This is a genomic window from Streptomyces laurentii (genome assembly GCF_040635425.1).
Lineage (GTDB): Bacteria > Actinomycetota > Actinomycetes > Streptomycetales > Streptomycetaceae > Streptomyces > Streptomyces laurentii.
The window spans coordinates 1-13,967 of sequence record NZ_JBEYHT010000072.1 but is presented as its reverse complement, the minus strand read 5'-3'; the positions used below and the strand labels follow the sequence as shown (position 1 = coordinate 13,967).

The 13,967-nt window shown below is 73.6% G+C and carries 13 protein-coding genes; 6 read left to right on the top strand and 7 right to left on the bottom strand.

The genetic code is table 11. The annotated features are described in order from the left end of the window. Positions 1–8 precede the first annotated feature (8 nt). Both ABZ693_RS31175 and ABZ693_RS31170 read right to left on the bottom strand, forming a co-directional pair. Positions 9–200: a hypothetical protein gene (locus ABZ693_RS31175; RefSeq protein ID WP_359884279.1), complete on the bottom strand. Its 192-nt coding sequence runs from the start codon at positions 198–200 to the stop codon at positions 9–11. Positions 201–230: 30 nt separating this feature from the next. Next, positions 231–686: an Asp23/Gls24 family envelope stress response protein gene (locus tag ABZ693_RS31170; RefSeq protein ID WP_359884276.1), complete on the bottom strand. Its 456-nt coding sequence runs from the start codon at positions 684–686 to the stop codon at positions 231–233. 91 nt (positions 687–777) lie between these two features. Here ABZ693_RS31170 and ABZ693_RS31165 point away from each other — a divergent pair, with 91 nt between their 5' ends. Then, positions 778–1,428 (top strand): hypothetical protein, encoded by a 651-nt coding sequence (locus ABZ693_RS31165; protein ID WP_359884273.1) that lies wholly within the window; start codon positions 778–780, stop codon positions 1,426–1,428. A 134-nt stretch (positions 1,429–1,562) separates the two neighbouring features. Beyond that, positions 1,563–4,250 (top strand): hypothetical protein, encoded by a 2,688-nt coding sequence (locus ABZ693_RS31160; RefSeq protein ID WP_359884271.1) that lies wholly within the window; start codon positions 1,563–1,565, stop codon positions 4,248–4,250. 199 nt (positions 4,251–4,449) lie between these two features. On the opposite strand, the gene ABZ693_RS31155 is transcribed toward ABZ693_RS31160, so the two are convergent. The 3 genes from ABZ693_RS31155 to ABZ693_RS31145 all read right to left on the bottom strand — a co-directional run bounded on the left by ABZ693_RS31155 (position 4,450) and on the right by ABZ693_RS31145 (position 7,575). Next, positions 4,450–5,250 (bottom strand): enoyl-CoA hydratase/isomerase family protein, encoded by an 801-nt coding sequence (locus ABZ693_RS31155; RefSeq protein WP_359884268.1) that lies wholly within the window; start codon positions 5,248–5,250, stop codon positions 4,450–4,452. Between the two features lie 129 nt (positions 5,251–5,379). Continuing rightward, positions 5,380–5,601 (bottom strand): helix-turn-helix domain-containing protein, encoded by a 222-nt coding sequence (locus tag ABZ693_RS31150; protein ID WP_006123601.1) that lies wholly within the window; start codon positions 5,599–5,601, stop codon positions 5,380–5,382. Between the two features lie 375 nt (positions 5,602–5,976). Continuing rightward, positions 5,977–7,575 (bottom strand): ABC-F family ATP-binding cassette domain-containing protein, encoded by a 1,599-nt coding sequence (locus ABZ693_RS31145; protein ID WP_359884265.1) that lies wholly within the window; start codon positions 7,573–7,575, stop codon positions 5,977–5,979. Between the two features lie 241 nt (positions 7,576–7,816). On the opposite strand from ABZ693_RS31145, the gene ypfJ reads away from it, so the two are divergent. Then, a complete protein-coding gene (gene ypfJ / locus ABZ693_RS31140; RefSeq protein WP_359884263.1) occupies positions 7,817–8,704 on the top strand; it encodes a KPN_02809 family neutral zinc metallopeptidase in 888 nt (295 codons plus the stop codon). A 41-nt stretch (positions 8,705–8,745) separates the two neighbouring features. Further along, complete coding sequence (locus tag ABZ693_RS31135; RefSeq protein WP_359884261.1) at positions 8,746–9,150, top strand: VOC family protein; 405 nt, start codon at positions 8,746–8,748, stop codon at positions 9,148–9,150. A gap of 10 nt (positions 9,151–9,160) precedes the next feature. Here ABZ693_RS31135 and ABZ693_RS31130 read toward each other — a convergent pair whose 3' ends face one another. Both ABZ693_RS31130 and ABZ693_RS31125 read right to left on the bottom strand, forming a co-directional pair. Then, complete coding sequence (locus ABZ693_RS31130) at positions 9,161–10,564, bottom strand: hypothetical protein (protein ID WP_435842595.1); 1,404 nt, start codon at positions 10,562–10,564, stop codon at positions 9,161–9,163. 263 nt (positions 10,565–10,827) lie between these two features. Then, a complete protein-coding gene (locus tag ABZ693_RS31125) occupies positions 10,828–11,955 on the bottom strand; it encodes an alpha/beta hydrolase (protein WP_359884258.1) in 1,128 nt (375 codons plus the stop codon). A 362-nt stretch (positions 11,956–12,317) separates the two neighbouring features. Between ABZ693_RS31125 and ABZ693_RS31120 the strand changes: the two genes are divergently transcribed. Together ABZ693_RS31120 and ABZ693_RS31115 are read left to right on the top strand one after the other, a co-directional pair. After that, positions 12,318–13,610, top strand: coding sequence for an inorganic phosphate transporter (locus ABZ693_RS31120; protein ID WP_359884255.1), 1,293 nt, complete (start codon positions 12,318–12,320; stop codon positions 13,608–13,610). A gap of 18 nt (positions 13,611–13,628) precedes the next feature. Beyond that, positions 13,629–13,850: a hypothetical protein gene (locus tag ABZ693_RS31115; protein WP_359884253.1), complete on the top strand. Its 222-nt coding sequence runs from the start codon at positions 13,629–13,631 to the stop codon at positions 13,848–13,850. Positions 13,851–13,967: the final 117 nt, after the last annotated feature.

Genomic DNA, 13,967 nt, shown 5'->3' with positions numbered 1-13,967 from the left:
ACCTCCGGTCACCTCCGGCGGTCGCCGCGCTCGCGGCCACGGAAGAAGTCGCCGGCCTCGAGATCGCCGTCCAGGAACCGGCCGGCCACGAAACCGATCGCGCCGAGCGCCGCGACCAGCAGGAACGCGCCGAAGCCGCCGAAGTACCCGGCGAAGCCGAGCGCCATGCCGGCCAACAGACCGGCCATCGCCATGCTCATGCTGAGCCCTTTCCGCCGGGCGGTCAGCGGCTACTGGAGCCGCGCCTCCGGCTCCTCGTCCTCTTCGTCCGGCAGTTTGACGTCGCTGACGGCGATGTTGACCTCGACGACCTCCAGGCCGGTCATGCGCTCGACGGCGGCGATGACGTTCTCCCGGACGGAGCCGGCGACCTCGTTGATGGACACGCCGTAATCGACGACGATCTCCAGGTCGAGCGCGGTCTGCACCTCGCCGACCTCGGCCTTGACGCCCCGGGTCACCCCGGACTTGCCGCCGCCCCCGCCGGGGACCCGGTCGCGGACGGCGCCGAGCGTGCGGGAGAACCCGCTGCCCATGGCGTGCACGCCGACGACATCGCGCGCGGCGAGCCCGGCGATCTTCTCGACGACCCCGTCGGCGATGGTGGTCCGTCCCCGGGAGGCCGGATCACCCCCGCCGCGCTTGGTGACCGTCGTGCGCGGAGAGGAATCCGTACTGTCGGCCATCACGCACCCCTTCTCTCATCTTTTGCACCGTATTCGCCACATTAAGACGGGTTGACCGATCTCGCGGCCCGAGATGCGGCAGGCTGGGGCGATGACGACGGCTGAGGCGTGGCACGCGACGGACCGGCTGCTGCCGCTCGGCGACGCGGCGGACGGGACGTGGATCGCGGAGCGGACGGTACGGGACCTGCTGACCCGGGCGGCCCAGAACGTACGGGGCGTGGCACCCGGGCGCCCCGGATTCCATCTCGCGGACGACGGCGCCCGTTCCTCCGTTCCGGTGCCGCCGGGCGGGCTGCCGCCCGGGGAACTGCGGATCACGATGGAACTCGCGGCGGTGGCGGACCGGCCGCTCCCCCAGCTGACGGGGCGCCTGCGGGCGGCGCTCCTCGACGTGGCGGAGGGCACGCTCGGCCTGGCGGTGGCCGGGGTGGACCTGCGGGTGACGGAGCTGCTCGACACCGCCCCGGACCGCACGCCGCCCCCTCCCCCGCGGAGCCGCACCTCGCCCCCGGCCCCGGGCGACCCGGCCGCCCTGACGGCCCTCACGGTCCCGGGCGTGGCGGCCCTCACCGACGCCTTCGGCCCCCCGCTCCAGCGCACCCCGGCCCACGTCCGTATCGAGGTGGCGGTGACGACGGGCCACCGGGCCCTGACCGTGGCCCGCGCGCTCCGCACGGCCTTGGCCGAAGCCGCCCCGGACGGTCCGGAGGTCACCGTCCTGATCTCGGAATTCCACTAGCTAGCCGCCGCCGGTGGGCCCGTGACGCGGTCACAGTCGCGGTCGCGGTCGCACAGTTGTCGCAACCCCCCGTGCCGTCGAGGCGTCGTCCCTACGATGGACAGCGGCGAGGCAGAGGCAACCTTGGGGGGCTGATGACCGACCGGGGCCCGCTCGAAGGCGCGTCAGGGGGAGACGTCCACAACGTCTTCAGCGGCAGTGCCGACATCGTGGTGCAGTTCCGCGACAACTACGGCGGCATCCACTTCTACACCCCGCCGGCCGAGACGCCGGAGGACACGGCGACGCGCGCGCTGGCCGAGGCGGTGTTCCGCCAGTGGCGCGAGGAGGCCAAGGTCTGGGACATCGGCGGCGACCGGACGGCGCTGGCGGTGCGGTGGAAGCCGCGCGTCCAGTGGGCCCGGCGCGCGGAGTTCGCGGGCACCGCGGAGCCGGCGCACGGCGATCAGGCGGCCGACATGGTCGACGGGTTCCTGAACCTTCCGCAGCGGCGCCTGGTCGTCCTCGGCGGCGCCGGATCGGGAAAGACCGCGCTGGCCGTCCTGCTCACCCTCGAACTCCTCAGGCGGCGCCTCGTACCCTGGGAGAGCAGTACTCCCGGAGGGGACGGGCTGGACATCGGCCGGGCGCGCTGGTCCGGAGCCGAGCGGCATCTGCCGGTCCCGGTGCCGGTGTCCATGGCCTCGTGGGATCCGGAACGCGAGACGTTCGACGGGTGGTTCGTCCGGCGGCTCACGGCGGACTACCCCGGATTACCCCGCCTCGCCGGCCGCCATCCCGGCGCCGAGCTGTGGAACCGCGCCGGGTCCGTGGTGCTGCCGGTGGTGGACGGCCTCGACGAGATGCCGCCCGCCCGCCGGTCCGCGGCCCTGCACGCGCTCAACCGGGCGCTCTACGACGGCAGGCCGCTGATCCTCACCTCGCGCACGGAGGCCTTCGAAGGTCCGGCCAAGGACGTCATGCTGCGCTCGACGGCGGTCCTGGAGGCCCAGCCGGTCGCCCCCGGCGACGCGGTCACCTATCTCGCCACCAGCACGACGCCGCGCCTGCGCGAGCGCTGGCAGCCCCTCTTCCAGCGGATGCGCTCCGCCCCGAACGGCGCGGCGGCCTCGGCACTGTCCACCCCGTTGATGCTCTGGCTGGCCCGGACCGTCTACGCGCGGCCGGACGCGGACCCGGCCGAACTCGCCGATCCCGCGGCCCATCCCACCCGGCAGGACATCGAGAACCATCTGCTGGACCGGTTCGTCCCCGCCGCGTTCGGCGGCGAGGTCGTGCCCGACGACCGCTGGGAGCCGCCCCGGCGCTGGCCGGCGCGCCGCGCGCAGAGATACGCGGAGGCGCTGGCCGACCACCTCGCCCGGCGAGGCACACCGGACCTGGCCTGGTGGCGGCTGCACGAAGCCGCCCGGCCGACGCTGGTGGCCGGGGCGCTGTCCCTCGTCTTCCTGGTGGCCGTGGCACTCCGGCTGTCGATCACGGCCGGCCGGGTGATCTGGCAGCAGGCAGGCGAACCGGGCGTCGTGGGCGGGCTGTCGGCACCGAGCTCCTTCGCGCTGGGCACCATGATCGGCCTCGGTACCCAGATGGCGGTCCGGGCCTGGTACACCGAGACCCGGTTCGGAGAACCACGGCGGCGCGTCAACCTCCTGAGGCCGGGCGCGGCCCTCCGCTCGGCCGCGCGCGCCACCGGCCGCAGAAGCAAGATCACGGCCTTGTTCGCGGCCAGTCCCGTCCTGGCGGTGAGCGTGTGGCGGCTGTTCTCCGAGGACTCGGCCGCCGCCTGGCTCGGCGGCAGTCTCTGCCCGGTCCTGTGCATCGTGCTGGCCGTCATGTACGCGGCACCCTCCGACTCCGCGGTGGACGCGACCACGCCGCGGAGCCTGATGCGCGGCGAGCACGCGGCGGTGCTGCTCGGAGTCGCGGTCATCGCGCCCCTCGCCGGATTCGGCATCGGCCTCACCCACTGGCGGTTCTCCCCCGCCTCCGCCCTGTCCGGGGGCCTGGCCGCCTGGCTCGGCGCCTCCACCCTGCTCGTGCTCGTCAGCCCGTGGAGCCGCTGGATGCTCGGCCGCACGCGTCTGGCCGTGACCCGCCGCGCGCCGTGGTCCCTGCTGCGTTACCTGGGCGACGCGCACCGCCAGGGCATCCTGCGGCAGATCGGCGGTGTCTATCAGTTCCGCAATCTGAGCCTCCAGGAACGCCTCGCGGCCACCACCCCGTACGGCGCACGACGCCGCCGGCGGGCGGCGGGCCGGCAACCCACCCTGTCCCCTGACGCGATCACCCACACCAGCGACGCGGGCCTCGCCTTCCGGCTGCGGGTCCGCAGAACCAACCTGGCGCCGCTGCGGCGGGGCCTCATCCCGGCAACCTTCCTGACGATGGTCTGCGTGACCTTCGGCGGCACCTGGCTGCTGATCGGCCCCGGCCTCCTGCTCTTCGCCTGCGTCCTGACCGCCTTCACCTGGGCGCTGCCCGCGTACGTCGTCGATCTGCGGTTGAACCGCGACACCCTGGAGTGCCAGTCCCCCCGGTACAGCGCCCGCTTCGAGTGGCGGCACATCGAGGAGATCGCCCTCCACCGCTTCGAGCCCCGCGGCCGCCGGACGGGCCGCCACGTCCTCCAGGTCCGGCTCCGCCCGGACGCGCTGACCCCCGCCGAACGCAAGGCCCAGGACCCGGGCTGGCGCCTCGTCTGCGACCTCGGGGCGATGCCGTCGCTGCCGCCGGAGCTCGACGCGGCCTTGAAGGAGTACAGCGCCTACGGACTCCAGCCGGAGAGCTTCGCGCTCTGGGAGGAGCAGTTCGACTCCGACTGAGGACTCCTGCCCGACGCGGTGGGCTTGGCCTGGTCAAGGGCCGGTGTCGCGCACGAGGCTTGCGGCCGACGGAACGTGGGCGGCCGCGTCCTCGCCCGCGACACGTCCGGCGACGCCTGGCGATCGCCTCCGGGATACCGGCCGCCCACGGAGCACCTCGCCGACGCGGCCCATACGGGCCCACCCGCCCGCGCCCCGCTCAGTCCCCGAGCCCCGCGAGGTCCCGCAGCCGGCGCCCCTGCGCCGCCCGCTCCGCCGCCCGCTGCTCCTCGTACGACCGCTCCCCGGCCCCCCGCAGCAGTGCCTTCGTCTCGACGACGGCGGCCCGCGGTGCCGCGAGCAGCGCCGCGCTCAGGTCCCGTGCGGCCGCGTCGAGTTCGGCGGCGGGCACGGCGATGTTGGCGAGGCCGATGCGCTCGGCTTCGCCGGCGTGGACGAAGCGTCCGGTCGCGCAGATCTCGAGCGCGCGGGCGTAGCCGACGAGGGAGACCAGGGGGTGCGTACCGGTGAGGTCGGGGACGAGCCCGAGGCTGGTCTCGCGCATGGCGAACTGCACGTCGTCGGCGACGACCCGCAGGTCGCAGGCGAGCGCGAGCTGGAAGCCCGCGCCGATGGCGTGGCCCTGGACGGCCGCGATGGACACGAGGTCGTTGCGGCGCCACCAGGTGAACGCTTCCTGGTACTCGGCGATGAGCGCGTCGAGGTCGGCGTCGGACCCGCGGGCCATGTCGAGGAACGACGGTTCGCCGTCGAAGCCTTCCGGCGTGAACGCCTGCCGGTCGAGTCCGGCGGAGAAGGACTGGCCTTCGCCGCGCAGGATCACGACGCGTACGCTGCCCGGCAGTGACCGGCCGGCCTCCGTCAACGCCCGCCACAGCGCGGGAGTCTGGGCGTTGCGCTTCGCCGGATTGGTCAGCGTCACCGTGGCGACGGCGTCCTCGACGGTGAGTCGTACACCGTCCTTCTCGAAAACGGGCTCAGTGTTCTCGAACGTGGTCATGGGGCGTCTCCGGTTCCGGTGCAGCACTGCGTCCGATGCTAAGTGACTGCACAGTAACCACCCGGTCGACCGTCAGACCGACCGGGTGGCCACCGGGAGACCCGGTGGCCCGATCGAGACACCCCAGTGTCAGGCCGAGGCCGCCTTCTTGCCTCGTGTGGCTCCGCCGCGGCCTCGCAGCGTGACCCCGGACTCGCTGAGCATCCGGTGGACGAATCCGTAGGAACGGCCGGTTTCCTCGGCCAGTGCCCGGATGCTCGCACCGGAGTCGTACTTCTTTTTCAGGTCTGCCGCGAGCTTGTCGCGCGCGGCGCCGGTCACCCGGCTGCCCTTCTTCAGAGTCTCGGCCACCCGTGCCTCCTCATGGGAAGTGCGCTCTGGTCTTCTCATGATCACCCCTCCCGTCCGTCCTGGCCACCCATTCGACAAGGTCGGTGCCATTCGCTCGCGGAGAGTGAAACGGTCCGTCACGGCCGGAAGGGGCTCCTCCGACGGAACCGGGCGGCCGGCGTCATCCGCGCCGGGAAAAAAGCAGCAGGTCAGCGGCGTGCCGCGGGCGACGGAACGGCGCGGCCCCCCGGCGGAGGGATTCCGCGGGGCCGCGCCGGAGGCGGGTGAGGGGTACGAGACGCACTCACTCAGATGAAGGATCACCCATGAGCCGAATGATCCAGTCCGGCACCCCACGGCCGGGCCTGACGGCGGCCGGGAAGGGGCCGGACGGGGTCAGGCCAGGGCCACCAGGTCCGCGTAGTCCGCGCCCCACAGGTCCTCGATGCCGTCCGGCAGCAGGATGATCCGCTCCGGGTCGAGCGCCTCGACGGCGCCCTCGTCGTGGGTGACGAGCACGACCGCGCCCTTGTACGTGCGCAGCGCGCCGAGGATCTCCTCGCGGCTGGCCGGGTCGAGGTTGTTGGTCGGCTCGTCGAGGAGCAGCACGTTCGCCGAGGAGACGACCAGGGTGGCGAGGGCGAGCCGGGTCTTCTCGCCACCGGAGAGCACGCCGGCCGGCTTGTCGACGTCGTCGCCGGAGAAGAGGAAGGAGCCCAGCACCTTGCGCACCTCGACCAGGTCCAGGTCGGGGGCGGCGGAGCGCATGTTCTCCAGGACGGAACGCTCGGGGTCGAGGGTCTCGTGCTCCTGGGCGTAGTAGCCGAGCTTGAGGCCGTGGCCCGGGGTGACCGAGCCGGTGTCGGGCTTCTCGACGCCGCCGAGCAGCCGGAGCAGGGTGGTCTTGCCGGCACCGTTGAGGCCGAGGATGACGACGCGGGAGCCCTTGTCGATGGCCAGGTCCACGTCGGTGAAGATCTCGAGGGATCCGTACGACTTGGACAGGCCCTCCGCGGTGAGCGGGGTCCGGCCGCAGGGCGAGGGCTCGGGGAAGCGGAGCTTGGCGACCTTGTCGGAGGCCCGCACCGCCTCCAGGCCGGACAGCAGCCGCTCGGCGCGCTTGGCCATGTTCTGCGCGGCGACCGTCTTGGTGGCCTTGGCGCGCATCTTGTCGGCCTGCGAGTTCAGCGCGGCGGCCTTCTTCTCGGCGTTCTGGCGCTCGCGCTTGCGGCGCTTCTCGTCGGCCTCGCGCTGCTGCTGGTAGAGCTTCCAGCCCATGTTGTAGACGTCGATCGTGGAGCGGTTGGCGTCCAGGTAGAAGACCTTGTTGACGACGGTCTCGACGAGGTCGACGTCGTGGGAGATGACGATGAAGCCACCGCGGTAGGTCTTCAGGTAGTCGCGCAGCCAGGCGATCGAGTCCGCGTCGAGGTGGTTGGTGGGCTCGTCGAGGAGCAGGGTGTCGGCGTCCGAGAAGAGGATCCGGGCCAGCTCGATACGGCGGCGCTGACCACCGGAGAGGGTGTGCAGCGGCTGGCCGAGGACCCGGTCGGGCAGGCCGAGGGCGGCGGCAATGGTGGAGGCCTCGGCCTCGGCGGCGTACCCGCCCTTGGTGAGGAACTCGGTCTCCTGGCGCTCGTACTGCCGCAGCGCCTTCTCGCGGGTGGCGCCAGAGCCGTTCGCGATGCGCTCCTCGTTCTGCCGCATCTTGCGGATCAGGGCGTCGAGGCCGCGGGCCGACAGGACGCGGTCGCGGGCCAGGACGTCGAGGTCGCCGGTGCGCGGGTCCTGCGGGAGGTAGCCGACCTCGCCGGAGCGGGTGATGGTGCCGCCGGCGGGCTGGCCCTCGCCGGCCAGGCACTTGGTGAGGGTGGTCTTGCCGGCGCCGTTGCGGCCCACCAGGCCGATGCGGTCACCCTTGGCGACACGGAACGAGGCGGACTCGATGAGGACACGGGCACCGGCGCGCAGCTCGATGCCGGAAGCGGTGATCACGGACGGACTCCAGGGCGATTGGGAAACGGCGGAAGGACGACGGGCGGGGCTTCGACGCCGCTAATGAACCCAAAGCACGGTGGGAATGTCCATGCAGCCAGTCTAACGGCCCCCCGCAACTGGTTTTCGGCCACGAACGGCGGCCTCCCGCGCGGCCCTGCCCCACCTCCGGGGGACCGCTCCGAGGGGTGCGGAAGCGGAGATTCACCGATACTCCGAAGAGACGCGGAGGGCGGTGGGCATGCAGTTCGACGACGACGCCGATCTCGACACCTCGGAGGTCAAGGACGCCCGGGGCAGCCGTATCCCCGGCGGCGGCGCCACCATCGGCGGCGGGATCGTCGGCCTGGTGGCCCTGGTCCTCGGCCTGTTCTTCGGGGTGGGCCCGCAGGAGCTGGGGCTGTCCGGCGGGGACACCCCGGCCGCCACCACCTCGTCGGCGGCCCAGGTGAGCCAGACGTGCCGGACGGGGGCGGACGCGAACGCCCGCCAGGACTGCCGGATCGTCGCGGTCGTCAACAGCGTGCAGGACTTCTGGCGCGGCGAGTTCGCGCGGCGCGGCGCGCACTACACGGACGCGCCGACCGTTCTCTTCACCGGCCGGGTCGCCACCGCGTGCGGGACGGCGGACTCGACGGTCGGCCCCTTCTACTGCCCGGGCGATCAGCAGGTCTATCTGGACCTGGGCTTCTTCGACGAGCTGCGCACCACGTTCGGCGCGAGCGGCGGGCCGTTCGCGCAGGCGTACGTGGTGGCGCACGAATACGGGCACCACGTCCAGGACCTGATGGGCACCCTGACCCGGGCCCAGGACGGCCGGACCGGCGCGGGCTCGAACTCCGTACGGGTGGAGCTGCAGGCCGACTGCTACGCGGGGGTGTGGGCGCGGCACGCGACGACGACGCCCGACGAGAAGACGGGCCGCCCGCTGCTGACCCGGCTCACGGACGCCGACATCCGCGACGGCCTGGACGCCGCGGCGTCGGTGGGCGACGACCGGATCCAGGAACGCTTCCAGGGCCGGGTGGCGCCCGAGGCGTGGACGCACGGCTCGGCGGCGCAGCGGCAGCAGTGGTTCCGCACCGGCTACGACACGGGGGACATGGCGCGCTGCGACACCTTCCGGTGAGCGCGCGCCATGGACCCGCGACCGAAGGAAGGTGACCGGGCATGACCGGTGGACCCGACATCTGTCCGACGCTGCTCTACGCGGACGCGAAGGCGGCCATCGCACAGCTCACGGCGGCGTTCGGCTTCACGGCGGACGCGGTGTACGAGGGCGAGGACGGCCTGGTGGCCCATGCCGAGCTGTCGTACGGCAACGGGACGGTGATGCTCGGCAGCCGGGGCCGGGGCGGCCGTTTCGACGAGGTCATGACCGGCGGCGGGCCGGCCGGGGTGTACGTCCACGTGACGGACGTGGACGCGCACCACGCGCGGGCCGTCGCGGCGGGCGCCGAGATCGTGACGCCGCCGACCGACCAGGACTACGGCTCCCGGGACTACATGGCCCGGGACGCCGAGGGCAACGTCTGGAGTTTCGGGACGTACGCCCCCGGCGCGTCCGCCGGGTAGCGAGGGCGGGTCACGCCCCGCCGGTGTGGACCTGGAAGGCGGCCCGGCGGACCGCCTTCGCGAGGGCCGGGTCGGGGTGGGCGGCGGCGAGGGCGACCAGGACCTGGACGGTGCGGGGGTGGCCGACGGCCCGGACCTCGTCGAGGAGCGCCGGGACGGTGCCCTGGACGGCGGATTCCAGATGGCGGACCAGCAGCGTGCTCTCGCCGTGGTCGGTGACGGCGGCGGCGGTGTCCACCCACAGCCAGGTGGCTTCCTCGCGGGTGAGCACGTCGGCGGCCTCGTCCGGGTCGGCGCCCTCGTACTCGGCGATCCAGAGCAGGGCGTACGGGCGGAGCGAGGGTTCGGCGACGGCGGCGCGCACCTCGGGCTCGGCGGGGGCGCCGACGACGCGGAGGGCCTCGAAGGCGAGCCCGCGCAGCAGGGCGTCCTCGCCGCGGGCGACGGTGATCAGCTCGGCGATGGCGGCCGCGAGGGTACGGGCGGCGAGCCAGGCGCGGTATTCGTCGCGGGCCGGGCCGGGAGTGAGCCGGGCGCAGCCGCGCAGCATGTCCTCGGCGGACTGCTCGATGTTGCCGGCCGGGCTCTGGGCGGCGACACAGATCTGTTCCAGCTTCACCCAGACCGCCCAGTTGCCGAGCGGGGTGAGGGTGGCCTGGCGGCCGTCCGGGCCGTCGCCGAGGGTGAGGGCGCCGACGGCCGCGAGGCCCTCCAGGGCCCAGTCGAGCAGGGCGGGCAGCCCGTCGGCGGGGGCGCTCTCGGGGCAGGTCCCGGGGTCGGCGGCGGGCGCGGTGCCGGGTGCGGGCACCTCGCAGCGTTCCTCGCGCAGTTCGTCGACGCGCTGGCCCAGCAGGTCGAGCAGGGCCCGCACGGCGACCGGGCCGGCGGACAGCTGGAGCAGCGAGAGGGCCTGCGGGACGGCCTCGACGACCTCGGCGACGGCGCCCGGCACCACGTCCTCGGGCGCCGGGTGGGCCAGCGACCAGGCGTCGAAGAGCGCGACCCAGCCGCGCAGCACGGCGGTGTCGTCGCGGTCCCAGGCGTGCAGCCGCCAGCCCGGGCGGGCGGTGCCGTCGTGCAGTTCGACGAGCCCGGCGAGCCGGGCGCGGTCCCAGCCGGCCCGGACCTGGCCGGGGGTCAGGTCGAGGGCGTCGGCGGCCGCCGCCCCGTCCGGGGGCGCGGTCTGCGCCCGCTGGTCGTCGGCGGCCCAGCGGGCGACGCGGACCGCGTCGGCGAGCAGGGTCCGCGCCTGGTGGGCGAGGACGGCGCGGGGCGGTGTGCCCTCGGGCGGCCGTGGCGCGGGGCGGGTGCGCCGGTTCGTCACGGCCTTGCGCGCGGTGGCGAGGGGCCGCGGACGGACGAGTCGGAGTCTGGAGTTGCGCGCCAATGGTTCATCGGGCTTTCGAGACGTCACGGGGGCAGTCTTCCCGCTGACGGCCCGAAAGCCCAATCGGAACCGGCCACGCCGCCGCCACACCTCCGGTTTCGTGCCCGTACGGCAGCGAAAGCCCCGTACTGACCTGTTTCGACCACTGTTCGACGGGGTTTCCGCGGGCGCTGCCGCGGGGACGCCGGTGAGGGCCTGTCTTCCGGGTCAGGCTGGGTCAGCCGTGCCCGAAGGGCCACGGGGAGCGCGTGCCGGGGCACGCGACCCCGGCAAGACCCGAAAGAAAGACCCTAGACAAGCGGGGTCAGGAAGCGGCGCAGGGCCTCCTCGTAGCGGACCGGGTCGGCGTTCCACATGGCGGCGTGCGGGGCGTCGCGGACGGTGGTGAGGGTGACGAGGTCGGGCCGGAGTTCGGCGAGCCGCCGCGAGTGCTCCCAGGGGGCGATGGTGTCGTCCGGGCCGTGGAAGAGGAGCGTGGGGACGCGCAGTCCGTCGGGGTCGGCGGCCTCCTGGAGGCGGTCGCCATGCGGGCCGGTCCGGCCTTGGGCGGCGCGGACGGCGAGCGGGAGCAGCGGGCCGGGGACGCGACGGGCGGTGGCCAGATTGCGCACGGTGGTCTCCCAGTCGAGGACCGGGGAGTCGAGGACGAGGCCGCGGATCCGGTCGCGGACGCCGGAGTACGCGGCGGCGTGCAGGGCCATCGCGGCGCCGGTGCCGAAGCCGTGCAGGACGACCTGGCCGGCGCCGCGGCGGACGGCGTAGCGGATGGCCGCGTCGGCGTCGCGCCATTCGGAGTCGCCGAGGTGGGCCAGTCCGTCGGGGGACGGCGGGGCGCCGGGGTCGCCGCGGTAGGCGGGGACGAGGACGGGGACGCGCCGGTGGTGGAGAAAGGGGACGAGGTTGAGGGGGTGCTCGCGGGTGGTGCCGAGGCCGTGCAGGGCGATCACCCAGGTGGTGCGGGCGCCGGGGACGAGCCAGGCGGGCAGGACGCCGAGTTCGCCGGGCACGTCGACCTCCTCGTAGGGGAGGGCGAGGGCGGTCTCGGGGGTGCCACGGTGGAGCTGTGGGGTGAGGCGGACCCGGGCGCCGGCGGCGGGGATGCCGTATTCGACGCGTTCGAGGCGGCGGACCACGGTGTCGGCGGTGTGCGGGACCCGGTCGAGGACGGGGCCGACGACGGCGTGCAGGTCGCCGCTCTCCAGGCCGTACGTGCCGGGGCGCAGCGAGGCGAGGCTGCGGGTGAGGGTGATCCGGTCGGGGCCGGTGGCGTGGACGGTGAGCCGCGGGTCGCCGGGGAAGGGGCGGCCGGGCGGCGCGCCGAGGGCGGCGTCGCAGGCGTACCGGCCGGCCGCCACCGCGGCCGCGCCGAGACCGAGCACTGTGGTGACGGCCGCTGCCGCCGCTGTAGCCGGGCGCACGCTCCCAGTGTCGGCGGCCCGCTCGCGCCCCGCGATCGGGACGCCCTCGTTCGAGTGACAAGGGTCTCGCGAGGGGGTCCCTCGTTCGAGCGAAAGCCAATCGGGTGACGTCCAGGGGGTGATACGGGGAGGGAACGGGAGGAGTGAGGCACCCCGGCTCCCCCCTTGGGAGAGCCCGGATGACCGGTGGTTACAGGGCGACCGCATCGTGGACGCACCCGCGGACCGGAGGCCCGGCCGGACGTAAGCGGAATGCGCGGACCCCGGTTCGGGACACCATGCCGCCCGGCCCAGTTCACCTTCCGTTCATCCAGGTTGCCTACGTTCGACGCGCCACTGACGTCAAACGATTGCCTGGGTAAATGGAACACATCACGCTGCTGCTCGCCATTGTGGTCGTGACAGCTCTCGTGTTCGATTTCACGAACGGTTTCCACGACACTGCCAACGCGATGGCGACGACCATCTCGACCGGTGCTCTCAAGCCCAAGACGGCGGTGGCCATGTCCGCCGTGCTGAACCTGGTCGGCGCGTTCCTCTCCGTGGAGGTCGCCAAGACGATCTCCGGCGGCATCATCAATGAAGAGGGCATCCGCACCGAAGTGATCTTCGCGGCGCTCGTCGGCGCCATCCTGTGGAATCTGCTGACCTGGTTGCTCGGCCTTCCGTCGAGCTCCTCCCACGCACTGTTCGGCGGCCTCATCGGCGCCGCCGTGATGTCCGCCGGCTGGTCCGCGGTCAACGGTTCGACCATCGTCACCAAGGTCCTGCTCCCCGCGGTCGCCGCCCCGATCGTCGCCGGCCTCGCCGCGATGGTGGCCACCAAGCTGACGTACCGCATCGACGCCAACCCCGAGGCGAAGGCCACGGCCAAGGGCTTCCGGGCCGGCCAGATCGCCTCCGCCGGTCTCGTGTCCCTGGCCCACGGCACCAACGACGCCCAGAAGACGATGGGCATCATCACCCTCGCCCTGGTCGCCAACGGCGTCCTGTCCCCCGGCTCCAACCCGCCGGTCTGGGTCATCGCCTCCGCCGGTCTCGCGATCGCGCTCGGCACCTACCTCGGCGGCTGGCGCATCATCCGCACCATGGGCAAGGGCCTCACCGACCTCCAGCCGCAGCAGGGCTTCGCCGCCCAGACCAGCGCCGCGACGGTCATCCTGGCCTCCTCGCACCTCGGCTTCTCCCTCTCCACCACCCAGTCCTGCTCCGGTGCCGTGATGGGCGCGGGCCTCGGCCGCAAGGGCGGTGTCGTCCGCTGGTCGACCGCCACCCGGATGTTCGCCGCCTGGGGTCTGACCCTGCCCGCCGCGGGCCTGGTCGGCGCCGGCGCCGAGTTCCTCACCAAGCAGGGCACCTGGGGCGTCGTCCTCGTCGCGATCCTGCTGGTCGCGGGCTCCGGCGTGATCTGGTCGCTGTCCCGGCGCAAGCCGGTCGACCAGCACAACGTGACCGCCGACGACCTCGACGCCCCCGCCGGCGCCGCGGACGCCGAGCCGGCCGGTGTCGTCACCACCGCCATCGCCGCCGTCAGCCCGCCGCCGCCGGCCGGTTCCGTCGCCGCCGTCGCGGACGAGCACCTGAAGACCACCATCCCCTCCCCCGGCCCCGCGGACCCGGCCGCCCCGCCGGCCGCTCCTGCCGCCGCGGTCTAAGGAACTGGAAGCACGCACATGAAGATCGACTGGGCAGCTCTCGGCTCCGTCTTCGGAGTCAGCCTCGTGGCCACCGTCGCCCTCGTGGGCCTGTTCACCCTCGGTGTCGCGGGCCTCGCCAAGCAGGAGCGGGCCGCCGCCGAAGGCGGCTCCGCCTCCCTGGCCCGCACGGGCGCGTACGCCTGCTTCGCGCTGTGCGCGGCGGCCGTGGCGTACGGCATCTACCTGATCGTCGCCTGACCGCTCACCGACGACTCCGACCACGACAGTCGGGCGGCCCCACCCGCGGGTGGGGAGTTACGTAGGGCCGTGAGCTCGAACGCCTCGGACGCGGCCCGCAGCCGAGAGGGCATCACC